Annotated in this window: 20 protein-coding genes; 11 read left to right on the plus strand and 9 right to left on the minus strand. The window is 68.9% G+C overall.

Translation table 11 applies throughout. The annotated features are described in order from the left end of the window. Window positions 1–105 precede the first annotated feature (105 nt). Both ACWC2B_RS19570 and ACWC2B_RS19575 read left to right on the plus strand, forming a co-directional pair. Window positions 106–1218, plus strand: coding sequence for an alpha/beta hydrolase (locus ACWC2B_RS19570; protein WP_450718141.1), 1113 nt, complete (start codon window positions 106–108; stop codon window positions 1216–1218). 111 nt (window positions 1219–1329) lie between these two features. After that, a complete protein-coding gene (locus ACWC2B_RS19575; RefSeq protein ID WP_450718143.1) occupies window positions 1330–2295 on the plus strand; it encodes an aldo/keto reductase in 966 nt (321 codons plus the stop codon). 62 nt (window positions 2296–2357) lie between these two features. Here ACWC2B_RS19575 and ACWC2B_RS19580 read toward each other — a convergent pair whose 3' ends face one another. Both ACWC2B_RS19580 and ACWC2B_RS19585 read right to left on the minus strand, forming a co-directional pair. Further along, on the minus strand, window positions 2358–2621 hold the full coding sequence (locus ACWC2B_RS19580; RefSeq protein ID WP_450718145.1) for a DUF6225 family protein: 264 nt from the start codon (window positions 2619–2621) through the stop codon (window positions 2358–2360). A 94-nt stretch (window positions 2622–2715) separates the two neighbouring features. Further along, window positions 2716–3402: a peptidylprolyl isomerase gene (locus ACWC2B_RS19585; protein ID WP_450718147.1), complete on the minus strand. Its 687-nt coding sequence runs from the start codon at window positions 3400–3402 to the stop codon at window positions 2716–2718. Window positions 3403–3607: 205 nt separating this feature from the next. On the opposite strand from ACWC2B_RS19585, the gene ACWC2B_RS19590 reads away from it, so the two are divergent. Both ACWC2B_RS19590 and ACWC2B_RS19595 read left to right on the plus strand, forming a co-directional pair. Further along, the gene (locus ACWC2B_RS19590) at window positions 3608–4003 is read left to right on the plus strand and encodes an SH3 domain-containing protein (RefSeq protein ID WP_450718149.1); all 396 of its coding nucleotides are present in this window, start codon (window positions 3608–3610) and stop codon (window positions 4001–4003) included. Between the two features lie 316 nt (window positions 4004–4319). Next, a complete protein-coding gene (locus tag ACWC2B_RS19595; RefSeq protein WP_450718151.1) occupies window positions 4320–4916 on the plus strand; it encodes a DUF2867 domain-containing protein in 597 nt (198 codons plus the stop codon). Between the two features lie 27 nt (window positions 4917–4943). Here ACWC2B_RS19595 and ACWC2B_RS19600 read toward each other — a convergent pair whose 3' ends face one another. Next, the gene (locus tag ACWC2B_RS19600) at window positions 4944–5789 is read right to left on the minus strand and encodes a class I SAM-dependent methyltransferase (RefSeq protein ID WP_450718153.1); all 846 of its coding nucleotides are present in this window, start codon (window positions 5787–5789) and stop codon (window positions 4944–4946) included. 245 nt (window positions 5790–6034) lie between these two features. Here ACWC2B_RS19600 and ACWC2B_RS19605 point away from each other — a divergent pair, with 245 nt between their 5' ends. The 3 genes from ACWC2B_RS19605 (at window position 6035) to ACWC2B_RS19615 (ending at window position 9888) form a co-directional block, all read left to right on the plus strand. Beyond that, window positions 6035–6688 (plus strand): TetR/AcrR family transcriptional regulator, encoded by a 654-nt coding sequence (locus ACWC2B_RS19605; RefSeq protein ID WP_450718155.1) that lies wholly within the window; start codon window positions 6035–6037, stop codon window positions 6686–6688. A 184-nt stretch (window positions 6689–6872) separates the two neighbouring features. Continuing rightward, on the plus strand, window positions 6873–8600 hold the full coding sequence (locus ACWC2B_RS19610; protein ID WP_450718157.1) for a TIGR03767 family metallophosphoesterase: 1728 nt from the start codon (window positions 6873–6875) through the stop codon (window positions 8598–8600). A 517-nt stretch (window positions 8601–9117) separates the two neighbouring features. Beyond that, window positions 9118–9888, plus strand: coding sequence for a polysaccharide deacetylase family protein (locus ACWC2B_RS19615; protein WP_450718159.1), 771 nt, complete (start codon window positions 9118–9120; stop codon window positions 9886–9888). 38 nt (window positions 9889–9926) lie between these two features. On the opposite strand, the gene ACWC2B_RS19620 is transcribed toward ACWC2B_RS19615, so the two are convergent. The 6 genes from ACWC2B_RS19620 to ACWC2B_RS19645 all read right to left on the minus strand — a co-directional run bounded on the left by ACWC2B_RS19620 (window position 9927) and on the right by ACWC2B_RS19645 (window position 19888). After that, window positions 9927–11264, minus strand: coding sequence for an RICIN domain-containing protein (locus tag ACWC2B_RS19620; protein WP_450718161.1), 1338 nt, complete (start codon window positions 11262–11264; stop codon window positions 9927–9929). Between the two features lie 34 nt (window positions 11265–11298). Then, window positions 11299–13278: an alpha-L-fucosidase gene (locus tag ACWC2B_RS19625; RefSeq protein WP_450718163.1), complete on the minus strand. Its 1980-nt coding sequence runs from the start codon at window positions 13276–13278 to the stop codon at window positions 11299–11301. 119 nt (window positions 13279–13397) lie between these two features. After that, on the minus strand, window positions 13398–14513 hold the full coding sequence (locus tag ACWC2B_RS19630; protein WP_450718165.1) for a ricin-type beta-trefoil lectin domain protein: 1116 nt from the start codon (window positions 14511–14513) through the stop codon (window positions 13398–13400). A gap of 84 nt (window positions 14514–14597) precedes the next feature. Then, window positions 14598–16754, minus strand: a complete 2157-nt coding sequence (locus ACWC2B_RS19635) for a right-handed parallel beta-helix repeat-containing protein (protein ID WP_450718167.1) — start codon at window positions 16752–16754, stop codon at window positions 14598–14600. A 162-nt stretch (window positions 16755–16916) separates the two neighbouring features. Then, complete coding sequence (locus ACWC2B_RS19640) at window positions 16917–18362, minus strand: arabinofuranosidase catalytic domain-containing protein (RefSeq protein ID WP_450718169.1); 1446 nt, start codon at window positions 18360–18362, stop codon at window positions 16917–16919. 770 nt (window positions 18363–19132) lie between these two features. Beyond that, window positions 19133–19888: a FadR/GntR family transcriptional regulator gene (locus tag ACWC2B_RS19645; RefSeq protein ID WP_450718171.1), complete on the minus strand. Its 756-nt coding sequence runs from the start codon at window positions 19886–19888 to the stop codon at window positions 19133–19135. A 426-nt stretch (window positions 19889–20314) separates the two neighbouring features. Here ACWC2B_RS19645 and ACWC2B_RS19650 point away from each other — a divergent pair, with 426 nt between their 5' ends. From ACWC2B_RS19650 to ACWC2B_RS19665, 4 genes are all read left to right on the plus strand, one after another. After that, window positions 20315–21700 carry an ABC transporter substrate-binding protein gene (locus ACWC2B_RS19650; protein ID WP_450718173.1) on the plus strand — a complete coding sequence of 462 codons (1386 nt, stop codon included), beginning with the start codon at window positions 20315–20317 and terminating at the stop codon, window positions 21698–21700. Between the two features lie 14 nt (window positions 21701–21714). Further along, complete coding sequence (locus ACWC2B_RS19655) at window positions 21715–22611, plus strand: carbohydrate ABC transporter permease (protein WP_450718292.1); 897 nt, start codon at window positions 21715–21717, stop codon at window positions 22609–22611. Further along, window positions 22601–23569, plus strand: coding sequence for a carbohydrate ABC transporter permease (locus ACWC2B_RS19660; protein WP_450718175.1), 969 nt, complete (start codon window positions 22601–22603; stop codon window positions 23567–23569). The genes ACWC2B_RS19655 and ACWC2B_RS19660 overlap by 11 nt, the downstream gene beginning before the upstream one ends. Window positions 23570–23690: 121 nt before the next feature. Beyond that, entirely contained in the window at window positions 23691–25682 is a 1992-nt protein-coding gene (locus ACWC2B_RS19665; RefSeq protein WP_450718177.1) for a hypothetical protein, read from the plus strand. Window positions 25683–25704 lie beyond the last annotated feature (22 nt).

A 25704-nucleotide genomic window follows, 5' to 3' on the forward strand; every position in this document is an offset into this window, starting at 1 on the left:
CGGATCCCTGTCTAGTTCGGTGCGCACCCCTGAGTCGGTGCGGCTGGAGGTGGGCCGCCGGGCGCCGCGTCCAGGACGATCTCGTGCAGAGAGTGTTCTTGATCCATGGGGCTGACAAGTACCTCCACTCTGGCATTGGCCGTGCTCTGCACGGTGCTGCTGTCCCTCGTCGTCGTGTGGCTGTGGCCCAGGCTGGCGAGGCAGGGGTGGCGGCCGATCGTGGCGCGGGTGGGGCTGATGTGCGCGGTTCAGCTGCTGCTCTTCTCCTCCGTGGGTCTCGCGGCCAACAAGTCGTTCCTCTTCTACGGCTCGTGGGCGGACCTGTTCGGCCGTCAGGACGGTGTGGGGGTCCTGGACGCGCAGGCGGCCGCCAGTCCGGGAGTGAAGGTCGAAGGGAAGCAGAAGGTCGATGTGCCGGGCGCCGGAAAGCCGAGCATCGGCGGCGAGGTGCAGCGGGTCATGGTGCAGGGGGCACGGTCCCGGATAGTCACCCCGGCCTATGTGTATCTGCCGCCGGAGTACTTCCAGAAGGGGTACGAGAAGAAGTCGTTCCCCGCCACCGTGGTGCTGACCGGCTTCCCCGGGACCGCCGAGAACCTCATAAAGGGGCTGCACTACCCCAAGACGGCGTGGACGCTGTCCAAGGAGAAGAAGACGCAACCGATGATCCTGGTGATGATGCGGCCCACCGTCGCCCCGCCGCGCAACACCCAGTGCATCGACATCCCGGGCGGCCCCCAGACGGAGACGTTCTTCGCCGACGACGTGCGCAAGGCGATCTCCGGTACGTATCGCGTCGGGACGAAGCCGAAGAACTGGGGCTTCGTCGGCGACTCGACGGGCGGGTACTGCGCGCTGAAGATCGCCCTGCACCACCCCGAGGCGTACGCGGCGGGTGTCGGCCTGTCCGCGGACTACCAGCCGGAGGTGGACACGGACTCCGGTGACCTCTTCCACGGGAACAAGCACGAGCAGAAGCGGTCCGATCTCCTGTGGAGCCTCGACCATCTGCCCCAGGGCAACTCGTCGTTCCTGGTCACCACCTCGAAGCAGGGCGAGAGCAACCTCAAGGACACTCAGAAGTTCATCGCGAAGGTCAAGAAGCCCGCGCACGTCTCCTCGATCACGCTCGATTCCGGCGGCCACAACTTCAACACATGGCTCCGGGAGATCCCGCCCTCCCTGGAATGGCTGAGCAACCGCCTCACCGCGGACTGAGGTCCGGCAAAAACTCACCTGCCCCACGCGCCCAACTCGCCTATCGTCAACGTGATTTCCGGCCCGGGCCACGGCTCGGCCGGAACGGGAACGACGACGTGGAGGACGATTGTGCGCTACCGCGAACTGGGACGCAGCGGGCTGTCCGTGTCCGAGATCGGTTACGGCGCGTGGGGCATCGGGGCGTCCAGTTGGGTGGGTGCCACCGAGGACGATTCCGTACGCGCCCTGCACCGGGCCATCGACCTGGGTGTGAACTTCATCGACACCGCCCGCGGCTACGGCGAGAGCGAGCGGATCGTCGGCCGGGTCGTGCGCGAGCGGGCCGGTGACGAGGTGGGCGTGGCCACCAAGGTGCCGCCGATGAACGGCATGTGGCCCCCGCCCTACGGCACGGACCCGGCCGAGGCGTTCCCCGGCAGCCACATCCGCGCGAGCCTGGAGACCAGTCTGCGCGCGAGCGGCCTGGACCACTTCGACGTCCTGCAGTTCCACGTGTGGAACGACGACTGGATCGGCCGTGGCGACTGGCTGGAGACCGTCGCCGAGCTGAAGCGGGAAGGCAAGATCCGCCTGTTCGGCGTCTCCGTCAACGACCACCGGCCCGACACTGCGACGGCCCTGGTCCGCAGCGGCGCCGTGGACAGTGTGCAGGTCATCTACAACGTCTTCGACCAGTCGCCCACCGACGAACTCTTCCCGGCCTGCGAGGAGCACGGCGTCGGCGTCATCGTGCGGGTGGCGCTCGACGAGGGCGGTCTCACCGGCCGGATCACCGCCGACACGACGTTCCCCGAGGGTGACTGGCGCAACCGCTACTTCAAGGGTGATCGTCCCGCCCGGGTCGAGCGGCGGGTCGCCGCGATCGTCGCCGACCTCGGCATCGCCCCGGACGAGATCGCCGAGACCGCGCTGCGCTTCGTGTTGAGTTCACCGGCCGTCTCCACGGTCATCCCGGGCATGCGCAGCATCCGCAACGTGGAGCGCAACACGGCGCTGAGCGACGGGCGCGCGCTGAGCGCCGACCAGCTCGCCGTGCTGGCCAAGCACCGGTGGGAGCGCAACTTCTACGCCTGAGCGGCACTGGGGCCGGGCGGCAGGGAAACCACCTGCACCCGGCCCGTGCGCGGTGAGGCACGTCAGACGAGGTCGACGTGGTACTGGCCGGCCTTGTAGTCGGCGAACAGCGTGTACTCGACCTCGGTCCTGGCCGCCGCGTCTTCGCCGAAGTCCTTCTCGACGGGCTCCAGGTCGACGAGGGCGTACTCGCTGTAGCCCTCGAAGTCGCCGGGCCCGTCCGCGACGGCGATGTGGATGGGGGTGTCGTCGGACAGGCCGGCGAGAGCTTCCCGCAAGCGGCCTGCGGTCCATACCTGCGGGGCATGGTCAAAGGTGTCCGTCATGGGCGGAGAGTAGCCGCGCCCCCGCCCCACCCCGCGCTCCCCCGCCAGCCGGACCGCAACAGCAATCGCTTGGCCTACCGGTCGGGGGCCCTGGTCAGTGGTTGCCCCGCTTGATCTCGACACGCTTGATGTTCACCGGCAGCGTGGGGTATCCGTCGCCCGGCCCGTTCTGGTCGTCCTCGCCGCCTGCCGCGATCTTCTGCAGGACGTCGAGCCCGGAGGTGACCTGGCCGAACGGCGTGTAGGCGGGCGAGAGCTTGGTGTCCTTCCAGACGAAGAAGAACTGGCTGCCGTTGGTGTTCGGCCCGGCGTTGGCCATCGCCACCGTGCCCGCCGGATAGGTGGCACCGGTGAGGTTCTCGTCCGGGAAGGAGTATCCGGGACCGCCGCTGCCCGTGCCGGTCGGGTCGCCGCACTGCAACACGTACAGCCGCGCGGTGGTGAGCCGGTGGCAGTGCGTGCCGTTGAAGTAGCGCTTCTCGGCAAGGAACCGGAAGGAGTTGGTGGTGCAGGGGGCCTTGTCGGTCAGCGCCTTGAAGGTGATGGCGCCCTGGCTGGTGCGCAGGGTGGCGTTGAATGGGCGGGCGGCCTTGACCGGGTCGAAGTCCGGTATCCCCTTGTAGTTGTCGGCGGGGACGGCCGGGGTGTAGGTGCAGGCGGCGGCCGGCTGCGCCGGGGTGGCGGTATCGGTCCGTGTTGCCGTGGCGGCACCGGCCTGCGTTGCCGTGGCAAGCGGAATCAGGACGACTGCGGCAAGCAACGCGCCTTGTCTGCGGAGCACTTGAGGGGCTTCCTTCCGAAGGGATGAGCGTGACATGGCCGCATCATCCCTTCCACCCCGGGGGACCACGGGAAACGCCTTTCGGCACCTCAACTGCCCCATACATGACGGAAGTTCTTCGATCCCAGTGGAACGGATCGGCACCATTGGCTGTCTTACAGGGCGCACAACCCAAAGGCCATGAAGGGAACGAAAGGGGAACAGCGTGTACGTATCTGGCATACGCAGAATCGTCGCCGCGGGCGCGGTGGCGGCACTCGCCGGATCGGGAATCCTGCTCAGCGCGGGCGGGGCTTCGGCGGCGACTGCGAAGCCGCAGCCCGTCGGTGCCTCGGCGCAGCAGACCCCCGCCGCCGCACCGGCGGCTCAGCCCAAGGGCAAGGTCGTCGCCAACGGCGGCCTGTGGGTCCACCAGGAGACGAACACCGCCTCCAAGCGGCTCACCCTGCTGCCGCAGGGCACGATCACCGCGCTGGAGTGCAAGAAGACCGGCCAGAACGTGGACGGCAACAAGCTCTGGTACAAGCTCGGAGCGGACAAGCCGGGCTGGGTCTCCGCACGCTACGTGCAGAACCTCAACGCCGTGCCGTACTGCAAGTGAGCTGAAGCGGAGCGCCAACAGCCGTATGACCAGCGGCCGTTGGCGCTCCCACCGTCCAGCGGGCGGCTACCTCAGCAGCCATCCCCGGCGGCCTCCAGCACCTCCGCACGGCTGCCGCCGGCACGCCCGAGGCGATGAAGCGCTCGCCGACACCCGGCAAGAAGGCACGAGCGTCGAGGAGGTCTCAGCCTCGCCTCACACCTCGCCCGCCGCGCTCCATGATGTGCCGCCCCTCACCTCGGCCTTCATCTATACGGTGCCGTATGACCAGTGTTAGGCTCCAGTTATACGGCATCGTATAGATAGGGGTCAGGCCATGAAACTCCCCGCAACCGCGCACACGTCCCGCCCCTGGCGGATCCATGAGATCGCGGGCGACTTCACCCTGGAGGACGTGTGGGCGCTGCCGACGCCGGGCGGCCCGGACGAACTCGACCGCCTGGTACGCCAGTTCACGAGCGACGACGAGGCGCGCGCCTCCTCCCCCGTGCAGCGCTTCCTCTTCGCGGTTCGCCGGAAGCTCGGCAAACTGCTCGGCTGGGACAAGCTCGACGAGGGCGTGGGCGCCCGCGTGCCCACGCTCCGCGATCGCCTTCCGGCAGACCTCCGCGAGGGGCCGCAGGGGCCCGCATTCCGGTCGGGCACGTTCACCTCCGTCTACCAGACGCACGACGAGTGGGCGGCCGAGATGGCCAACAAGACGGTACACGGGGTACTGCACATCGGCTGGGTCCCGGACGAGTCCGGCGGCTACCACGGCCAGATGGCCATCCTGGTGAAGCCGAACGGACTCTTCGGCACCCTGTACATGGCGGCCATCAAGCCTTTCCGGTATCTCGGGGTGTACCCGGCGCTGATCCGGTCGACCGGAAAGGAATGGGAGTCGAACTCCCGCGAAACTACGGCCAGTTGATGCCGTGAGTGACGATCGGCAGCCCGACTAGTTCGAACGTTGAGCGGTGACGAGCCAGGCGCCGGTACGCAGGCGTACCGCTCCGTCGCTCTCGTGAGTGCGCAGGAGGCCCGTCAGCTTCCGGCGGGTGCGCGCCCGGGCCTCCTCGTCGACCTGACCCAGCAGGTGGTGCGCCGGGCCCGATCCGAGCAGGAAATCGGCCGCCTCCTCGGCGTCGCGGCCCCAGATCCCGTACGCCTGCACGGGCACCACCTCGACGTGCTCGAATCCGGCGGACACGAGGAGGGCGCGGGTGCTGTCCGGGTCGGCCAGGGAGAACATGCCGGGGCCGCCCGGCGCGCCGAAGTCGCCGATGGGCAGGATGTCGCGCAGCTCCCCGAGGACCTGGAGCCATTCGTTGACTCCGGCCTCTCCGGCGCACACGAAGGCCACGCGGCCCCCGGGGCGCAGCGCGCGGGCGATGTTGGCGAAGGCCGCGACGGGGTCGGCGAAGAACATCACCCCGAAGCGGCTGATCGCGACGTCGTACGCGTCCGGGGCGAAGGCGTGGACCTGCGCGTCGGCCTGCTCGAAGGTCACGTTGCCCACGCCTTCGCGCCGCGCGGACTCCCGGGCCCGCGCCAGCATCGGCGCCGACAGGTCGAGGCCCAACGCCCCGCCACGGACGGCCTGTTGGGCGGCCAGGCGCGTCGTGCACCCCGACCCGCAGCCGATGTCCAGAACCCGGTCGCGCTCCGTGAGCGCGGCGGCCGTGAGGAGGACGTGGTTGAAGCCCCCGTTGACCGCGTCCCAGCGGCCCTGATTCCGGGCCCAGTGGTCGCCTTCGTAACCGTTCCAAGCCTGCGCCTGCGCAGTGTTGGCCACGTGCCGCATATGGATACCCCCCCTACTGGATGCGGCGCCCGACGGACTAGAATGGGCGCTCGCCCAAAGAGTATGGGCGAACGCCCATACCTGCAACTCCCTTGTGGTAAACGTTGGTTGGCGGTGGCGTTCCGCAGGCCTCGCAAGCCCGTACACCTCGCACAGCCCATACATCTACGTCTCGCCCAACCCATGCATCTCGTTCAACCCACGCATCTGGTTCAACTCATGCATCTCGTCCAAGGAGAGGTCCCATGTCACCGCGCGGAGTCGCGATTCCCGATGTTCGTGAGCGGCTCTTCGATGCCGCGGTACGGGTTCTGTCCCGCGAAGGCCCGGCCGCCCTCACCAGCAGGGCGATCACCAGTGAGGCGGGCTGCGCCAAGGGCATGCTGCACGCGCACTTCGACGGGCTGGACGAGTTCGTCGCGGAGCTGGTCCTGGACCGGTTCGCCCGCTGTGCGCGACAGGCCGCGGAGCTGCCCGGGCAGGCCGGCCGGGCCACCGTCGCCGACAACCTCGGCGAGCTGGCGCTCGCCCTGCTCACGTCCCTCGACCCCACGATGGCGGGCCTGGCGATGACGCGCCCCGCCACCTCTCTGCGCATCCGCCAGGCGCTGGAGGCGGGCGCACCCGGCTTCGGGGCGATCCAGGATTCGATCACCGCCTATCTGGAGGCCGAAGTCCACCTGGACCGCCTCGCGAACGCCACGGACACGGCCTCGATCGCCCTCGCCCTGGTAGGCACGCTCCACCACCTGGTGATGACCGGCTGGATCGGCGCACCGGACCCCCGCGATCAGGTGGTGCGACTGATCGGCCTGCTCGTCGGAGAGCGCCCTGACGGCGCCGGATCAGAGGATGCCGATCAGTCGCGCCAGGGTTCCGCCGAGGGCGAGGTCGCATAGCCTTCCGGGCCTCGCGGTGCACCCGAGGCCTGACGGCCCGCTCCAGAGCACGTTCCTCTTTTTGTTTCCCTCAAGTTTCCTCCCGGCACCTGTACATACGGCTACCCGCCAGTAGTGTGTGGCCGCACGGTCGTGGCCGAATGCTGCCGTGCCCTCAACTGCCAGTGCCACCAGGGGGATACCCATGCGCGGGATGAGCCGCCGTCAGTTCGTTTCCAGGATGTCCGCCGCTGCCGCAGGGGCCGCCCTGTGGTCGGCGACGGCGCAGGACCGGGCGCTGGCGGCCACGGCCGCGCGTGCGGTACGGATCGGCGGAACCACGCTGGAACAGGCCGCGATGCCGATCGGCAGCGGCTCGTACAAGCGCCTCGTGGCCGGCCCGGGCTGGCCGCTCGTGGTCCGCGGTGACCTGGCCGCGGGCAGTGCCGGCCGGGACGACCGCAGGACCGGGCTCGCCTCCTTCGTCCAGTTCACCGACCTGCACCTGGCGGACACCGAGTCGCCGGTGCGGTTCGAGTACCTGGCCAAGTACAACGACAGCGCACACCGCCCGCAGGAAGCGCTGACGGTGCGCGGCGCGTCCTCACTGGTCGAGCGGGTCAACGCGGTGCGCCAAGGCCCGTACACCGGGCTGCCGTTCGGCATGGTGATGGCCACCGGCGACAACACCGACAACCACGAGCTCATCGAGCTCGACTGGTACCTGTCCGTCATGAGCGGCGGCCGGATCACCCCGAGCAGCGGCGACCCCTCACGCTACGAGGGCGTGCAGAACTCCAACAACGCGGACTACTGGAACCCGGAGTCGTCGTTCCAGGACAGCTACAAGGCCAAGGGGCTCCCGCAGATCCCCGGCTTCCTGTCGGGCGCGGCCCGTCCCTTCAGCGCGCCCGGCCTGAGCGTGCCCTGGTACACGACCGTCGGCAACCACGACGACAGCATCGAGGGCAGCCTGCCCGACCTCGGGCTGCTGAACGACCTGTACACCGGCGACCGGAAGATCGAGGGCATCGACGACGCCACCGCCGCGAAGCTCGCCTACGCCCTGCAGCACGACCCGGCCCAAGCGGTGCTCCTGCTGGGGAGGTTGCTCGGCGACGGCGGCGCGATACGCAAGGTCACCCCGGACGAGCGCCGTCGCCCGTTCACCCCGGCCGAGTTCGCCAAGGCGCACCTGAACCCGGCGTACACCGGTGCCGGGCCGGTCGGCCACGGCTTCACCTCGGACGCGGCGAACAGCGGCCACCTGTACTACACGTTCCCGCTCGCGGGCGGCGTGCTCGGCATCAGCCTGGACACCACCAACAGGGCCGGTTTCGCGGACGGTTCACTCGGCACGGCTCAGCTCAAATGGCTGGAGTCGGTACTGAAGTCGCACAGCAGCCGCTGGTACGACACCGACGGGCACGTGGTGCGCGGCGGATCGAGTGACTCGCTCATCGTCCTGTTCAGCCACCACACCAGCGCCACGATGGGCAACCTGCTGCCCGACCCGTACCACCCGTTCGAGGGCCGCCACGACGGCAACGCCCTGGTCTCGCTGCTCCAGCGCTATCCGAACGTGGTGGCCTGGGTCAACGGCCACACCCACGAGAACCGCATCACCCCGCACGGCCACGCGGTCCCCGAGCGCGCCTTCTGGGAGATCAACACCGCGTCCCACGTCGACTATCCGCAGCACGCCCGGATCATCGAGATAGCCGACAACGGCGACGGCACCCTGTCGCTGTTCACCACCCTCATCGAGTCCGCCGCGCCGTACGCGACGGACTTCGCCGACACCTCCGACCGGGGCCTGGCGGCCCTCTACCGCGAGCTGTCCTACAACGACCCCTACGCCACTCCGTCCGCCAAGCTCGGCTCCTCCGCCGACCACAACACCGAGCTGATCCTGGCCCACCCCGGCAAGTAGCGGCACACCCACCCCTCCCCGTCCGGAATCGACCTGTACAGGGCCCCTGTCCGCTGCGATGGTGAGGGCAGAGACGAGAGACCGGTCTTCCTGGCGGCGAACACGGCCCCGGCCGCCCGGCCCCGAACGCACCACCACCCGCTCCCGGTGCGCACGATCACTGGCAGGGCAGCCGTCGCGGGAGTTCCAGGCGACCGCCTGTGCCGCCACCGGGAAGGCGCCCGGCGAGTGGGACGGCGGCTCCCTGGTACTCCCCCCACCAGGCGAGCCCCTCACTCGCCGGGCCCGCCTTGCGACCGCCCACGCACGCCGACGGTACGGGCGACGCGGCGGGTGCGGGCCAGTCCCGAAGGCAGGATCGGGTCAACCGGCATCGTTCCGGTCGCCGTTCGCGTGGAGTTGTCCGCGAAATCTCTCGGAATTGTCCGTGATCGGTAACGGAGGCATCCCCTGGCCGCCGCGCCTCGTCCTGCCAGGTGACCTGGGATCGACGGGGGAATGCGCGAAAGGGGCGGACATGACACGGCACGGCGGGCGGGGCTGGTACGGCAAGGCAGTCGGGGCGGCACTCGGGGTGACGATGCTCGCCACCGGAGCCTCGGTGTGGACCGCGCAGGCCGGCACCTCGGGCGACTCGTCTCTCAAGGCGAACGCGCCGGCCACGCCGGGCAGTGACGTCACGCCGGTCGAAGACACCATCGCGCACGCCTCCGATGCGGGGGCACGCGGCGTCAACATCACCATCGACGACGGCCCCGACCCCGTCTGGACCCCTCAAGTCCTCGATCTGCTGCGGGAGTTCGGGGTGAAGGCCACGTTCTGCATGGTGGGGACGCAGGCCCAGGCCCACCCGGACCTCGTGAAGAAGGTGGTCGCGGCCGGACACCGGCTGTGCGACCACTCGGTGTCGCACAACACCTCCATGGACAAGAAGCCCCAGAGCTACCAGTCGCAGCAGATACTCGACGCGGAACGCATGATCACCGAGGCGTCGGGGGGCGTACGGCCGATGTACTACCGGGCGCCCGGCGGAGCCTTCACTCCCTACAGCCGCCAGCTCGCCGCGTCCCGGGGCATGCGCCCGCTGGGCTGGAACGTGGACTCCAAGGACTTCGAGCGCCCGGGTACGAACGTCATCGTCGCCACCGTCGAACGAGAGCTGCACAACGGACCGACACTCCTCTTCCACGACGCGGGCGGAAACCGCACGCAGACGGTTCAGGCCCTGCGCAGGCTCCTCCCCCGGCTCAAGGAGCAGGGCTACTCCTTCGGCTTCCCGGAGCACTGAGCCCCGGCCGGCGAACCAACCGGTGGCCCGCAGCGGTCTCAGTTCTCCCGGCGCCAGTGCTGGTTCGCGCCGCCCGTGCAACTCCACAGCTGGACCTTCGTGCCGTTGGCGGTTCCCTTGCCGTCGGCGTCCAGGCAGAGCCCCGACCGCACGGCTGTGATCGTGCCGTCGGTACCGAGGTTCCACTGCTGATCTGCCTGCCCGCTGCAGTCCCAGATCGCCGCCGGGGTGCCGTTGCCCGCTGTCCGGCCGGAGACGCCCAGGCACTTGTTGCCGTACACCATCAACTGCTTTGAGGCGGTGTAGGCCCACCGTTGGTTGGAGCCGCCGTTGCAGTCCCACAGTTGTGCCTGTGTGCCGTCGGCCGTGGTCGAGTTGTTGATGTCGAGGCAGCGCCCCGACTGCTGGCCGACGATCTCCTGGTTGCCGGTGGGCGGCGACGGATTCGAGCCGAACTGTGTGAAGAACTGCCACACCGCTGCCGACGTCCAGGTGTGCCAGCCGTCACCGGTGGAACCGTCTATGGGACCGGGGTCGTGGCCCGCTCCGTCGAACGCGGCCCAGACGACGGGGTGTCCGGACTTGCATCCGGAGTAGGTCGTGATGATGTGCGTCAGACTTCCGTTGGCCGGCTCGGGCGGGTTCTGCGGGGCGCAGCCGTTCGTCCGGACGAAGGTGTCGCGCAGTTCCCGTCCCGAGGAGATGGGCAGCACGTTGTCCCTCAGGCCGTGCAGACCCATGTAGGCGATGGGCTGGTTGCCGCCGTTGCACCCGCTGAGGTTCGCGCCGGAGTAGACCGCGACCGCGCGGAACACCGTCGCCCGGGAGCAGGCGAGGGCGTACGACATCGCGCCGCCGTAGCTGAAGCCGGCGGAGAACAACTGCGTGGTGTCGACGCACAGACCTCCTTCGAGCTGGCTGACCATGGCGTCGACGAAGGCCACGTCCTGGCCGCCGGGGTTGGCCCAGCCGTTGCCGTTGCCCTGGGGGGCTACGAAGATCGTCTTGTTGTTGGCGTTGTCCGCCAGGCGTCGCAGGCCGTAGTAGGACCAGTTGTACCCGTCCGTTCCGCCCGAGTCGACGTCGCCCGCCGTGCCGCCCCGCCAGTGGAAACCGAAGACCAGCCGGTAGGGATGGTTGCTGTCGTAGCCGGCAGGAATCCGCAGTATGTAACTGCGCGTCTGACCGCCGCTCTGGATCGTGTGTGTGCCACTCGTCAGCGTTGGGGCCTTGCCGCAGCCGGCGGTCGCCCGGACGGCGCCGGTGGTCGTGGCCGGCGCGGGCGTGCCGAGGCCGCTGCTGAACGAGGTGCCCGCGGCTGTCAGGACGAGAAGTACCGCTGCCATGAGGGACGTCAAGAGGGATGTGCGTTTCATGCATTCCTTCTTCCGTGGTCGAGGGACGGGCGGCTCAGACCCCGGTGATGGTCCACTCGTTGTTGGTGCTGGAATTCGGTGTCCACATCACCGTGGTCGAGCCGGCTGTCGTGCTGCCGCTGCCGTCAAGGGCGGTGCCGGTGCCCCGATTGACGATCTGGTAGCGGTTGCCGCCGAGGCTGTGGAGCGACCACTGCTGGTTGTTGCCGCCGTTCCACGCCGCCTGGCGGGCGGGGGCGCCGTTGGCGGTGTCGCCCCAACTGTCGGCGGCCATGCCGTTGGTGCGATTCATGATGCGGCAGTAGCCGTTGCCGAGGTCGATCACCTGCCACTGCAGATTGGTACTCCCGTCGTAGTTCCACTGCTTGAGGTTGGAGCCGGAGGCCGCGCTGCCACCGCTGTCGAGCACCAGCCCGCTCGTCACGTTGGCGATCTTCACCCAGGCTGTGGAGCCGCCCGGCGGGCCCAGGACGGGGATCTCACCGGAGAAGGTGAGCTTGACCGTGTAGGCCAGGGCACTGAACGGCGGGTTGGACGAGGGCATGGTGAGGTGCAGACCGGTGGCGTCCTGGGTCGGTGCGGGCAGGTTGATGTAGGTGCCGGCCGTGTTGTTCAGCAGTTGCGCGCCGGTCAGGCTGCTGAGGTTGATCTGGTTCGAGTTCAGCGTCGTGACGGTCATGGTCGCGCCCTGCCAGCCCAGCGCGGTGGCGTAGAGGACCTTGTTGTCCTGGCTGCGGGTGAACCGGACGTCCTGCGGTTTGCCTGCCACCGGTCCGCTGAACGCGCCTCCGCCCATCTTGGTGGGGCCCTCGCCATAACTGGCCCAGGAGCGGGTCGCGTAGACCGCCTCTCCGAAGCGGCCGAGCCAGTCGCCCATGGCGAGCAGGATGGACTGCTGCCCTGAGGGGATGGTGCCGTCGGCCATCGGGGCTATGTTCAGCAGCATGCTGCCGCCCTTGCTGACCCGGTCGATCAGCGAGTGGAGCAGTGCCTGCGTCGAGTAGTAGCCGATGCCCACCGTGTAACACCAGCTGGACGAGGAGATGCTGTCGTCGGTCAGCCAGTACGGGGTGAGCAGGCCCGCCGGGCCGCCGCGTTCGAAGTCGAAGACCTCGCCCTTGTTGTCGAGGCCGTCCTTGTAGGTGGCGACCACGTCCTTGTTCCACGCGATGGCCTGGTTGTAGTAGTGCGCGAGGAACTGGAGCCGGTCGGACTCCTGCACCCGGCCCAGGTCGAAGTCCTGCCACACCAGGTCCGGCCGGTAGCCGTCGATGACCTCGACCAGCTTGTCGTACCAGAGCTTGTTCTCCGCGGCCGAGCCCTGCTGGCCGAAGAGGATGCGCAGAGCCGGGTCCGACTGGTTGGGCACATGGTCGTAGAAGCCGTTGAAGTGGTAGGCGTGGTGCAGCGAGGCCATGAACTTCAGGCCCTGCCCACGGATGGCCTGCGCGTGCAGCCCCACCAGGTCGAGTCGGGGTCCGCGCTGGACCGAGTTCCACGGATTGGCGCGACTGTTCCACATGGAGAAGCCGTCGTGGTGCTCGGCGACCGGGCCGGCGAACTTCGCGCCCGCGGCCTTGAACAGCCGCGCCCACGCGTCCGGATCCCACCTGCCGCCCCGGGACGCCAACTTGGGGGCGAACTGCACGTAGTTGCCGGCCTTGTCGCGGGCGCCGTCGATGAAGTTGTTGTACGGCCATGCCGAGGGGTCGCCGTAGGTGGCGATGTGATGCTTGTTCTCGTTCGAGCCGCCGATGTACATGTTGCGCGGATACCACTCGTTCCCGAACGCGGGAACGCTGAAGACGCCCCAGTGGTAGTAGATGCCGAACTTGGCGTCCTGGAACCAGGCCGGGGCCGGTGGGTGCTGGTCCACGGAGGGCCAGCTCGCGGTGTAGCTTCCGGGGCCGTCGGTCGCGGCGGCCTCAGGGGCGAAGCGCAGTAGGCCGAAGGCGGTGGCCGCGCCGGCCGCAGCGAGCAGCCCGCGCCGGCTGAGCGGCAGGGAGGAGGACATGTGGGAACCTCTCGGGAGAGACCTGTGGGGCTCATCGGGGGGAGACACGTGGGGGCCCTATCGGGGGAACTGGCGGCGGTGATACGGGAGTTGGTGGTGGCCAGCCCGTCACCACCGGATCAGTCGCGCGTCCACTTCTGGTTGCTGCCGCCGTTGCAGTCCCACAGGACCAGTCGCGTACCGTCGGTGGTGGAGCCACCGGGGTCGTCGAGGCAGCGGCCGGAGACCGGATTGCGGTAGCCGCCGTTGTACGCCTGCCACTGCTGGTTGGCGCCGCCGTTGCAGTCCCAGATCTCGATCTTGGTGCCGTTGGCGGTGCCGCGGGCGGAGGCGTCGAGGCACTTCCCGAGCGCCCGCAGCGTGCCGTCGGAAGGCGCGGACCACACCTGCGCGTCGGAGCCGTTGCACGACCAGATCCCCGCGGCGTTCCCGTTGGCGCTGCTGCCGCCGTTGACGTCCAGGCACTTCCCCGCGACGCCGGCGCGCACCTGCCCGCCCGCGGACACCGGCGGCTTGATCCAGCCTGCCGCGTCCGCGGCCTGGATCCCCGCGTTGAAGGCGTCCGCCATCTTGCTGAAGCCGCTGTCGTTGGGATGGAGGGCGTCGGAAAGGTCCGCGACGGTCAGAGCGCTCATGTCCACCAGGCGTACGTGCTTGCCGGCGGCCTGCTCGGCCTGGACGATCGCGGGCAACTTGGCGTTGAACGCGGGCCGGCTGGCCTCCTCGGAACCGCTGGTGGAGATGATCAGGGTGCCGACCAGGATGGTCGCGTCGGGCGCGGCTCTGGTGATCTGGTCGATGAGCGCATGGAGCCGGTCGGTTGCGGTCGGGACCTGGTAGCCGCCGTTCAGATCGTTGGTACCGATCTCCAGGGTGACCACGTTCGGCCGGTAGCGGGCCAGTACTGAGTCCGCGATGCCGGCTATCTGGTCGATCCGCCAGCCGGAGTGGCCTTCGTTGTCCGGGTCGGACATGGTGCCGCCCCGGCCCGAGCCGACAAAGTCCAGGGCGTGTCCCTCGGCCGCCAGTTGGTTCCACAGGAAGCCCCGGTAGCTGTTCCCGGACGCGCTGCCGACGCCCCAGGTGATCGAGTCGCCCAAGGGCATCAGCCGCAACGCGGCGGGCGCGGCCGCGGACGGTGCCTTGCCGCCCGTGGCGGCCGCCGCGGGCAGCGCACCGCTCAGGCCGAGCGCGGCCGTCAGCACCGCGGTCAGGGGTGCCCAGTACTTCTTCATCAGTGTTCCTCACTGGTGGGGGGCAGTGGGTGTGGTGAACGAACCGCCGGTCGGCGGTGCGGGCGCGTGGGACGCACGAGCCGGTCAGCGCGGGGTGAAGTCCTGGTTGGTGCCGGCGGTGTTCTTGCGGGGCCGTTGGTCGAGCTGCCGGCCGAGGTTGCCGCCCGCGCCGTACACGTCCAGACAGAGGCTGTCGCTGCCGGTCACCAGTCGGTGGTGGCCGGTGGGGAAGCCACCACCGCCCGACGACCGGAGGCCTGCCCGCTGGATGACCTCCTTGGCGCCCTGGGGCCAGTTGGTGCCGCTGACCTGGACGTTGCCGGTGAGGGCGTTGTTGTGCGGAGGCCCGGTGGCCACGTATGTGTTGCCGCCGTTGTACCAGTTGTCGGAGAAGGTGCTGTCGTCGGTGTGGTTGTTCGCGTTGGCATTGGTGAGCGCCCAGTTGCCGGCGCCCTGCACCACGTTGTGCGACACGGTCAGGTACCGGGAGCCCTCGTCGAGGTACAGCGCGGTGGTGTGACGGTTGTCGTACATGTAGTTGTCGGAGATCACCGAGCCGGGGGCCGCGGACAGGCTGTAGATGCTGCCGCCGTCGAACATCGAGTTCTTGGTGTTGAAGACCAGGTTGGAGGAGACGGTGTTGTTCTTCAGCGTCGTGGGAGTGCTGTAGACGGGCTGGTAGTTGTACGTGCCCCGGTTGACGTAGTCCTGGCTGCCGCCCGGGTCGTTGGCGCCCCAGCCGATGTCGATGCCGTCGTAGGGAAGGTGGTCGCACTGGTTGTGGGTGATCGTCGCGTTCGTGACGTAGGTGGACAGGATGGCCGCGGTCTCTTTGTAGTCCGTGCCCACGCCGCTGACCCGGTTGTTGCTGATGACGATGTTCTGGTTGGTCATCCGCGGGTTGCCGGGGTGGTGCGCGTCCGGCTGGATCCCGCCGACCTGGATGCCGCTGCCGGCGTCGTCGGTGAACGTGTTGCCGGTGATGGTGATGCCGTTGGCGCCGAGTCCGGTGCGGGAGGCCGTGGCGGCGCCGTCGTTGCCCACGCCCAGTCCGGCCTGGCCGAGTTCGGAGAACGTGTCGCCCGAGAAAGTGATGTTGGTGGCGGCGGAGACCTGTACGGCCGCGGGCATCTGCGTCCAGCGGTTACGGGTGGCCTCGAACTGCGGGCATCCCGACTTGCAGTTGGTCAGCCAGTCCGCCGGCATCGCGTAGGCACCGGTGATGTGCGCGCCGCTCTGCTGGTCCGCGTAGCCGTCGGATCCGCTCGGGCCGAGCCAGGAGGTTCCGGTGAACCGGAAGCCGGTGAACCGCAGACCGGTCGCGGGCGAGCCGTAGCTGCCGCTGATGCCCAACAGGCTTTGCAGCCGCGGCAGTTCGATGTCGAGGCTGCTCGGATTCTGCCCCGGCTGGGCCCGGTAGTACAGGTCGCCGGTGGAGGAGTTGAGGTACCACTGACCGGCCTGCCGCAGGAACGCGTAGTTGTTCTCCAGGTACATCGTGCCGCCTGCGAACGGCGCGTTGATGGTGTCGTATCCCCAGGAGTTGTTGTTCCACGCGGGCTGCTGCATGGTGATGGTGCTGCCGCTGATCGACCGGACCGGCGCGTAGCGGTCGGTGAAGGAGTTGAGGCTCTCGACTTCCATGTGGTTCTGGTCCGAAAGGCCGGCCAGGTAGTTGAGAGCGGGGTTGGTGATGGTCAGGCCGGACCGGGTGAAGGTGAAGTCGGAGCGGGACACCTGGATCGCCGCCCGGGGTGCCTCCTTGCCGTTCACGTACAACTGGCGGGTGTTCACACCCGTGCCGACGTGGACCGACCAGACGTTGTTCGTCTGATCCTGTACCTGCCAACCAGTCACCTGCTTGGCGCCGGTCACGACCGGCCGCTGCCCGGGCATGGCCTGGTAGGAGATGGTGTGGCCGTTCTGGCCGCCGTCGCCGGAGCCGAAGGTGAGCGGCTTGGACTGCCGGTAGGTGCCACCGGCCAGGTGGACCACGACGTCCGCATCGGCCGAGAGCCGGTGCGCGGGCTGCTGCGCCTGGGCGATGGTGGCGAACGGTTTCCGGGCGCTGCCGTTCCCGCCCGGCGCCGCACCCGGAGCCACGTACAGGGTGGCGGCCGCTGCCTGGCGTTCAGCCGGTACGGCGCTCGCGGCCCCGGCCGTGGCGACACTTCCGGCCAGCAGCGCGAACAGGGCCACCGGGACGGCCCAGCGGCCGCGGAGCACTCTGGGTCTGGACATCGTCATCCTTCAGTAGTGGCGCGAGAGGTCCGGTGGCCGGGCATGCGGGTGCCCTCGGCCGGTGGCGAGTGTGGCCGGTGGCCGGGCGTGCGGGTGCGCGCATCCGTGGCGGGTGCGGCCCGTGGCCGGCGGTGGGCCGGCCACGGACTGGAGCCGGTCAGGTCAGTTGAGGCGCCATTGCTGGTTGGACCCGCCGTTGCACGGCCAGAGTTGAGCCAGGGCTCCGTTGGCCGTGGAGGCGCCGGTGACGTCGAGGCAGAGTCCGGACTGGATGCCGGTGACGGTGCCGTCGGAGTTCAGCTGCCATTGCTGGTTGGTCTGGCCGTTGCACGGCCAGGTCACCACCTTCGTGCCGGCCGTGGTCTGGTTGTCGTACGCGTCCAGACACATCTGGCTGCCGCCGCTGTAGACGGTCAACTGGTTGGCGGAAGTGCGGGACCAGGTCTGGTTGGCGCTGCCGCTGCAGCCCCAGATCTGCACCTGTGTGCCGGCCGTGGTGGACGCGCCCGGGACGTCCAGGCACTTGCCCGCGCCCACCGCGTGCAGCGCACCGGTGCTCGTCCCGCCGGAGGAATTGCTGTATCCGGCCGCGGTGATGTTGGCCTGGACCGCGTTCTCGGTGGTGTCCGACGGGTAGCCGGTGGTCATGACGCCTTCGTAGAAGGTGCCTTGTGCGCCCTTGCTGTTGTCGCCGCCGATGCCCAGGATGATGGCGCCCTGTTTGCGCATCGGGTTGTAGCCGGCGGCGTTGGGACGCGGCCCGTCGTAGAAGGTGGACAGGCCGCCCGACTGCGCGTTGCCGCCGCGGATCGCCCAGTGGTTCGCGCCGCCCTTGATGATGGCGGTCGTGTACCGGTGGCTGATGGTCGGGTCGCCCGCGTTGTAGCGCTGGTTCACCCCGGAGAACAGGCCGTTCTCCAGGTCGGCCATGATCCAGGGACCGTTGCCCGAACCGTAGCCCCAGACCTTGATGTTGCCGAAGTAGATGGCTTCCATGGTGCCGTTGCCGTCGTCGTGGCTGTCCGTCTCGGCGTTGCCGTAGTCGAAGCAGCAGCCACCGTTGTAGTGCGTGCCGTCGAGGATCGCGTACATGCCCTCGGGGTTGTCCCCGGTCGCGACGCCGTTGGTGTGGTTGTTCCGGTATCCCGTGCCGGGCGCCACGAAGACGCCGTACGCCTTGTGACCGCCCACCACGGTGGGCGCGGCGGTCGCGTTCGCGAGGTTGTCGGGACCACCCGCGGCACCGCCCCCCGGCGCCTGGGTGAGGTGGTTACCCCGGCCCGACTGGTCGTAGATGATCGTGATCAGGCAGGACGTCCCCGCGCAGAACGAGTCCTGCGCGGCGGCGTCGGCATACCCGCCCGCGCTCAGGACACCGATGTTCCGGGTGGTGTTGTCCGAGGAGCGCCGGACCTGGTAGAGCGGCCCGTTGTACGAGGCGTACAACGCGCGCGTCGTGCTGTGCGCCGCGACGCAGGGCGTACTGCCGGCCGCGTAGATGTCGCACGGCCCGGACGTGGCCGCCCGCGCCGTGCCGGACGTGGCCGTGGCGCCGGCCAGCGCGCCCACGACAAGCGCGGTCGCGGCCCCTGCCCGGGCGAACGTCATCAGCCGAGAACGCGGCGAGCGCACCGGGGAAGGGACATGTGCCGGATCCGGCACCTCGCCCGGCCCGCCACGGCGCCGTAACGCAGCGAACAGCCGTTGGAGGCCACCGCGCCCGGACAGCATGTGGCCTCTTGTACGTGGGGTTTCCATCCCATCTCCCTACCGTGCCGGCGTAACCCAGTCAGTTTGTGCTGGCGGCGCCCTTGGTGCGGAAGCGCTTGAACGTTCCGTGATTGCAGTGGGATTGCAGAGAGGTTTCGGGAGGAGACGGTGCTCCCGATTCCGCAGGTCTGTCAAGGGTTGGGAGCCTACTGTTGCGATCCCTCGCGGAATCGGTTCGACGGCCGATTCCCCCGGAACGGGGGCAATCGCCGCGCCCGGCCGACCCGGCGCGGCGGCGGCGAAGTGGCGGGGGGATGGGTTGCGCGGGGTGCGTTTCGAGGGCCGGGTGCCGGCCCCCCGGGTGCCCTGCCACCATGCCGTTGAGCTGGCACGCAGCCGCCAACTCGCGTCATCCGGGGGCCGGTTCGGAACGCACTCGCCGAATCGGCGGGCCTCAGTCCGCGCGTCGGCGGCGCCTTCGCCTCACGGGCACGTCATTGACCCCGCGCTCCCCCGGTCTCGGCATACAATCGAAGCGCTTGCACGGAATCGGTTCGTCTCATGCCTTCCGGTCGTGCGTGAGACTCGGAATTCGCGATTCCTCCCCCTCCTGAAGAGGGTGACCGCAGCCCGGCGCCGTTTCCCGCGCACTCATGACGCTCGGGGCATCAACCGAAGACGCGCTGCTGGATCTTCTTGCGGTAGTCCTCAAGGGTGTTGTCGATGTGGGTGGCGGCCGCGCGCGCGGCGTCCTCGGGGCGGCCGTCCCTGATGGCGTGGAAGATCGCGTCGTGTTCCTCGATGGCGGCCGCCCCGTGCCCGCCCAGCGTGCCGCGCAGCGCGATGACGCCCGACTGGCTCTGCAGTCGCCGTGCCTCCTGCACGGCCACGGCCAGGAAGGCGTTGTGAGCCGCGGCGGCGATGCCGGCGTGGAAGGCGTCGTCACCCTGCTCGAACAGCTCGACGTCACCGGACTCGAAGGCACGGCGGCAGGTGTCGGCGGCCTTCTCGATGGCGCGCAGCTCGACGGGGGTTGCCCGGACCGAGGCCAGTCGGCTCGCCTCGGTCTCCTGGACTCTGCGGAATTCGAAGAGCATGAAGAGATGGTCGAGGTTGGTCGGCAGGAAGAACCCGCCGAACCGGCCGGAGCCCAGCATGCCGGGGTCGTCCGCGACGTAGAGCCCCCGGCCCTTCTGCGCGCGGACCCGGCCGAGCGCGGAAAGAATCTTGATGCCTTCGCGGACCACGGTGCGACTCATTCCGAGCCGTCCGGCAAGGTCCAGCTCTGTGGGCAGACGGTCGCCCGGACGCAGATCCATGGACGCGATGAGTTCGAGCAGTTGCTCCGCGGCCACCTCGTATCCGGGCCGGTACGGAGCCTCCTCCTCGTTGCCGCCCGCCGTTCCTCTCGCTGTGCCCGTCACGGAAGCCTCGCTTCTCGCTAGTCCTCGCCGACCATGGATCTGATACATCCTCTCGCCGAGTCCGACAACGAACAAGGAACGGACAAGGGTTGAGGAAATAAGCCTATACATCTCCAGGATGAGGATGCCTTTGTCGTCCAGCAGCGAAGGGGCTTGAGCTCGGCATTTGCTTGACGCCCAGCCTCATGGAGTGGAGAAATGGGGTGAAATGGCGGTCGGGATGGCCCGGATGCCGACGAAAATAGGTGTGCCCATGCCCTTGACCCGGCCCGTGGACTGGGAGCCTAATTGCCGCCGGGAGGCCCGTACTTCCGTCGTCGGCCCAGGCGGCAACGGGTGAGGTGAGGTGATGTGTATGACTCATCCCCGGCTTCCCCTCCTTTGCTGCCCCTGCCCATGGACACCCCGACGGAGCGGAGAAGGCTCATGATCAGAGCGGTTGGCACCGGTGGCGGCCCGAACAGACAGGGCGGTCGCCGTCTCCGGGGCACTGTGGCGGTCTCCTGCGCGGTGCTGCTGGCCCTAGTGAGCGCCGCCGCCTGTTCGAGCGGCAACGCGAGCAGGGGAAGGACGACCACGAAGGACGGATTCAAGCAGGTCGCCCAGGACAGCGGCGGCGCGCTGACGGTGTGGGTGGACTCGACCCGGCTGGCCGCGGCGAAGCTGTACCAGAAGCAGAACCCCGGGGTGAAGATGGACATCGTCACCTTCGACGGTGACGCCAACGGGTCCAACTATCTGCAGACCAAGGTCCAGTTGTTCAACCGCACCGGCAAGGGCTGGCCCGATGTGGTCTTCAGCTCGCAGAACAACGAAGTCACCTGGGCCGTCCAGGCCGGCTTCACGGCCCCGCTCGACAAGGGCCTCATCCCCGCCTCGACGCTGGACAAGTTCGCCGCCGGCTCCAACGACGTGTGCACCGTGGGCGGCACGCTCTACTGCCTGCGCAACGATCTCTCGCAAGGCGTCCTCTGGTACAACAAGAAGCTGCTCGACACGTTCGGCTACCACGTGCCGACCACCTGGGAACAGTACGCCGACCTGGGCAAGAAGGTCGCGTCCGAACACCCCGGCTATCTGGTGGGCGACGCGGGCGACGCCTTCGCCCCGGAGATCTACCTGTGGGCGAGCAAATGCGGTGCCAACCGGATCACCGGCCCGAAGGCCGTCTCGGTGAACACCGCCGGCACCGAATGCACCAGGATGGCCGAGCTCATGGACGGCCTGATCGCGGACAAGTCGATATCGACCAGCGGCGTCTTCAGTACCGACTTCGGCAAGAACAAGGCGGACAAGGTACTGCTGATGCCCGGCCCGGCCTGGTTCGGCGGCGCCCTGTTCAAAGGCACCTTCAAGACTCCCGCCGGCCGGATCGCCGCGGCCCCGCCGCCACAGTGGAAGGGCGACTCAAGTCCGGCCACCGGCAACGTGGGCGGCGGTACCTGGCTGCTGTCCGCGCACTCGGCGCACATCAAGGCCGCCACCGACTTCCTGACCTGGGTCACCACCTCCGACGACTACCAGGGCAAGGTCGCCCCCGGCTATCCCGCCTACGCCCCGGCCGCCGCCACCTGGCTGGCCGCGCAGAAGTCCGGCGGCTACTACGCCGACGACATCACCAAGCCCCTCCAGGACGCCGCCACACAGGTCTGGTCCGGCTGGGGCTCCGGCCAGTTCAGTCAGGAAGCCATCTGGGCGGCCACCGTCAAGCCCGGCCTGACCGCCGGAAAGTCGATCGTCTCTCTGCTCCCGGCCTGGCAGGACGCGATCGAGAAATACGCCCGGTCCGACGGATACCAGGTCTCCAAGTGACAGCGCCCGCCCGCGTGATCGGCTTTGCCGGGGCCCGTGCGGGCCGCGCTCCCCGACGAAGCCGGACCACTTACCTCTTCGTCGCGGGATACGTCATCCTGCTGGCCGCCTTCGGGATCGTGCCCACCGGTTATGCCATCTACTTCGCCTTCACCACCAGCGACGGCGCCTTCACCGGATTCGACAACTTCGCCGCCTCCGCGCGGGACTTCCGCTTCCTGCCGGCTGTCGGACACATCGCCCTCTACCTGGTGTTCTGGCTCGCCCTGCTCGTGATCCTGGTCGTCGCCCTGGCACTGCTGCTGCACCGGCTGGCCTCACACGGCGCCAGCAGGGCGCTGCGGTTCCTCTTCTACATTCCCGGCGCCCTGGCGGGCGCGGCGAGCGTGATGATCTGGCTGTTCATGCTCGACCCCACCGTGAGCCCGGTCAGCTTCCTGCTGAGCCGCCTCGGCTACGCCACCTTCGGCGAAGTCATCGCACCGGGCCATCTTCCCCTGCTCTTCGCCCTCATCGCGTTCTGGACGGGAGCGGGCGGCTGGATCGTGGTCATGTACGGGGCACTGAACAACATTCCCACCGAGGTACTGGAGGCCGCCCGGATCGACGGCGCCGGCGCGTGGCACACCGCCTGGCACATCCAAGTGCCCATGCTGCGCAAGTGGATCGTCTACATGGTGATCCTGTGCTTCGCGGGCGGCACCCAGTTGTTCGTCGAGCCACAACTGCTGTCCCAGGCCAGCGTGGGCGTGGCAGGGCGGGACTACTCGCCCAACCAGCTCTCGTACGACTTCGCCTTCCAGATGGACAACATCAACGGCGCCGCCGCCATCTCCGTCGAGCTCCTGGTCGTCGGGCTCGTAGTCGCCACGGCCTTCGTCGCACGGTCGGGGTTCTTCGATGCCGAATGACATCAGGCCGTACGCCACCGCCCGGCCCTCCGCCGCCCCGCCACCGGCACCTGACGCGGCGGCTCCGCGGACCCGCCGTCGTCCACGCCCGGTCCGGGGACCGACGGTACCCCGGCTGCTCACCGCTGTGGTGCTCGGGCTGTTCCTGCTGTTCTTCGTTCTGCCGTTGCTGTGGCTGGTGCTGGCCGCCACCAAGACGGACGAGCAGCTGGTCCACGGCAGTCCGCTGTCCTTCGGCTCCTGGCACGCGCTGCGCACCAACTGGGAGGCACTGACCGGCTTCCAGGACAACGCGCTCCTGCTGTGGCTGCGCAACTCCGCGCTCTACTCCGGCCTCGCCCTGGTCATCACCCTGTGCGTCGCCGTGCCCGCCGGTTACGCCCTGGCGATGACCGAGTTCCGGGGCCGGCGCACGCTGCTGATCGCCACGCTCATCGTGATGCTGATGCCCAACGCCACCCTGGTCGTGCCGCTCTTCCTCGAAGTCAACGCGGTCCACCTGATCGGGTCCATGTGGTCGGTCGTCCTGCCGTACTCCTTCTACCCGTTCGGCGTCTATCTGACCTACATCTATTTCAGCACCGCCGTGCCCAGGGACCTGCTGGACGCGGCGCGCATCGACGGGTGCTCGGAATTCGGGGTCTTCCGGCACATCGCCCTGCCGCTCGCCACCCCGGTCGTGGCGCTGGTCGGCTTCTTCAGCTTCGTCGCCAACTGGACCGACTACTTCCTGCCGTACGTGATGCTCCCCGAGAGCGGCCAGATGCCCGTGCAGGTCGGTCTCGGCACCCTCCTCGACAGCGTGCCCTCCTTCAACCCGACCGTCGGCGCGCTCGCGGTCGAGCGTCCACAACTGGCCCTGGCCACACTGGTGGCGATCATCCCGGTCCTGGTGGTGTTCCTCTTCTCCCAGCGCTTCCTGATCGCCGGAATGCTCGCCGGATCCACGAAGTCCTGATCCGCCAAGTCGTGGCCTGCTGTGGCGTCTTGGACCACCAAGTCCTGGTCCGCCACGGTCTCGTACCCGCCCCGCCGCCGGCCGTTCTTCCCTGTCGCAGTGCCCACGAAGGAGACCCCGTATGTCCATCACCTCTGCCGGAACCGGGCCGTCACCGTCGATACCCGGCGTCACGGCCTCGGTTCCGCTGCTTGAGCCACCGGGCTGGGCCATCGCGCAGCGAGACCTCTTCAGCCTCCTCGACCACGCTTGGCGGCGGTTCGCGAAGGACTTCACCGGCGAGGACGGCCGACTGAACTACACCGGTGCGCTGTCCTCGCGTGACGGCGTCGACGACTTCTACGAGGTCTTCTTCAACTGGCCGCAGCTCTACCTGCTCGGCGGCGCGGACGATCTGCTGGCGGCCGCCGAACTCCACTGGGAAGGCGTCACCCGGCAGTTGACCGAACTGGGCATGCTCCACGACGAGTACGAACGGGGTTACGACTGGTTCCACCAGAGCGAGAGCCTGCTGCTTCTCTACTTCCTGTCGATGGCCGCCCCCGAGCGCTGGTCGGAGCGCGCCCTGCGGTTCGCCGACCTCTACGTCGATCCGGCCAACGGCAACTACGACCCCGAGCACCGCATCATCCGCCGCCCCCACAACGGAAGCGACCCCCGGCGGGAGGGACTTTCCGAGGGCGGCGCCTATCCGTGGCTGCCCGAGGAAGCCCGGATGTACGGCTTTCCGCTCGACTGGATGCTCCCGGACGGCGCGCCCGAACCCGAACTGTCCCAGGACCCGCGCCTCGGCGAGGAGATGCGCCGCAGGATCGGCAGCGGCGACACCGCGGTCAACCTCGCCGCCGCCGGGCTCGTCCTCAACGCCTGGATCCTGTCCGGCGAGGAGCGCTACCGCACCTGGATCAGCGACTACGTCGGCGCGTGGCGGGAGCGTGCGGCGGCCAACGACGGGATCGTTCCGGACAACGTCGGCACCGACGGCGAAGTCGGCAGCCAGTTGGACGGCCGCTGGTACGGCGGCCACTACGGCTGGACCTGGCCCCACGGCTGGTACAGCGTTGGCCAAGCCGCCCTGGTGGCGGCCCTGGCAGCCGCCGCGGCGACCGGCGACGACGGCTTCCTCGACCTGGTCCGCCCGGCCCTGGACACTGTCATCGCCCAGGGCAGGACCATGACGTTCAACGAATCCGACTCCAGCCTGCGCTCACGATGGACCGCCCAGCTCGCCGACGACGTGGACACCCCCACCCTGCACGTGCCGTTCCGGCACAGCGACCGCGGCTGGTTCGACTTCAACCCGCTGCTGAGCGCCGTCCCAACGGCCCTGTGGCACCACAGCGCGGCCGCCTCCGACCAGCGGCGCCTGGAACGGCTGCGGGAGGCCGGCGGCGTCGACTGGCGCACGGTGCGCCCGTTCCGTACGAAGGAGGAGGCGGGGCACGAGGAGCCCTGGTTCGCCTTCCTGTCCGGCGACAACCCCGGCTACCCGGAACGGATCCTGGCCGTCGCCCAGGCCCAGGTGCGCCACCGCCTTGCGCGCATGGATCGCTACCGCGACCTGGACGTCCCCGAGGAGGACATCCACCTGTGGCAGCAGTCCAACCCGGTCGTCACCGAGGCCCTGGTACAGCTCACTTGGGGCGGACCGCAGGTCGTCTACAACGGCGGCCTCCAGCAGGCCCGCGTCCGCCACTACGACGCCCACACCCGCCGCCCCGGCCTCCCGCCCTCGGTGGCCGCACTGGTCACCGCCATCGATCCCGCCGCGACCACCGTCGAACTGGTCAACCTCGACCCCGAGAGCACGCGCACCGTCGTCGTGCAGGCCGGTGCCTGCGCCGAACACACCATCCGGGCCGTGCGGCACACCGCATGCCAGGACCCCTCCTGGATCGGCGGCCTGTACGACTACGGCCACCGCGAACCGACCGTAACCGAGACGACGGTGGCCGTCGACGGCACCTGGATCAGCGTCGCACTGCCGCCCTCCACCAGAATCCGGCTGACCCTGGAACTGCTACTCCGCACCCGCGCCCCCTCCTACCGCACCCCCTTCGACGCCGCCGAGGGCGATACGTCATCCGGAATCGATCACCGGGGTGGGCGGTAAGCGGGGCACGGGGCGATGATGT

The sequence above is a fragment of the Streptomyces sp. NPDC001415 genome, from assembly GCF_053597395.1.

Excerpts from the sequence above, each read along its gene's own strand:
- ACWC2B_RS19570 (WP_450718141.1), top strand. The coding sequence starts at position 106 with ATGGGGCTGACAAGTACCTCCACTCTGGCATTGGCCGTGCTCTGCACG.
- ACWC2B_RS19580 (WP_450718145.1), bottom strand. The coding sequence starts at position 2,621 with ATGACGGACACCTTTGACCATGCCCCGCAGGTATGGACCGCAGGCCGC.
- ACWC2B_RS19595 (WP_450718151.1), top strand. The coding sequence starts at position 4,320 with ATGAAACTCCCCGCAACCGCGCACACGTCCCGCCCCTGGCGGATCCAT.
- ACWC2B_RS19600 (WP_450718153.1), bottom strand. The coding sequence starts at position 5,789 with ATGCGGCACGTGGCCAACACTGCGCAGGCGCAGGCTTGGAACGGTTAC.
- ACWC2B_RS19605 (WP_450718155.1), top strand. The coding sequence starts at position 6,035 with ATGTCACCGCGCGGAGTCGCGATTCCCGATGTTCGTGAGCGGCTCTTC.
- ACWC2B_RS19610 (WP_450718157.1), top strand. The coding sequence starts at position 6,873 with ATGCGCGGGATGAGCCGCCGTCAGTTCGTTTCCAGGATGTCCGCCGCT.
- ACWC2B_RS19615 (WP_450718159.1), top strand. The coding sequence starts at position 9,118 with ATGACACGGCACGGCGGGCGGGGCTGGTACGGCAAGGCAGTCGGGGCG.
- ACWC2B_RS19620 (WP_450718161.1), bottom strand. The coding sequence starts at position 11,264 with ATGAAACGCACATCCCTCTTGACGTCCCTCATGGCAGCGGTACTTCTC.
- ACWC2B_RS19625 (WP_450718163.1), bottom strand. The coding sequence starts at position 13,278 with ATGTCCTCCTCCCTGCCGCTCAGCCGGCGCGGGCTGCTCGCTGCGGCC.
- ACWC2B_RS19630 (WP_450718165.1), bottom strand. The coding sequence starts at position 14,513 with ATGAAGAAGTACTGGGCACCCCTGACCGCGGTGCTGACGGCCGCGCTC.
- ACWC2B_RS19635 (WP_450718167.1), bottom strand. The coding sequence starts at position 16,754 with ATGTCCAGACCCAGAGTGCTCCGCGGCCGCTGGGCCGTCCCGGTGGCC.
- ACWC2B_RS19640 (WP_450718169.1), bottom strand. The coding sequence starts at position 18,362 with ATGACGTTCGCCCGGGCAGGGGCCGCGACCGCGCTTGTCGTGGGCGCG.
- ACWC2B_RS19650 (WP_450718173.1), top strand. The coding sequence starts at position 20,315 with ATGATCAGAGCGGTTGGCACCGGTGGCGGCCCGAACAGACAGGGCGGT.
- ACWC2B_RS19660 (WP_450718175.1), top strand. The coding sequence starts at position 22,601 with ATGCCGAATGACATCAGGCCGTACGCCACCGCCCGGCCCTCCGCCGCC.
- ACWC2B_RS19665 (WP_450718177.1), top strand. The coding sequence starts at position 23,691 with ATGTCCATCACCTCTGCCGGAACCGGGCCGTCACCGTCGATACCCGGC.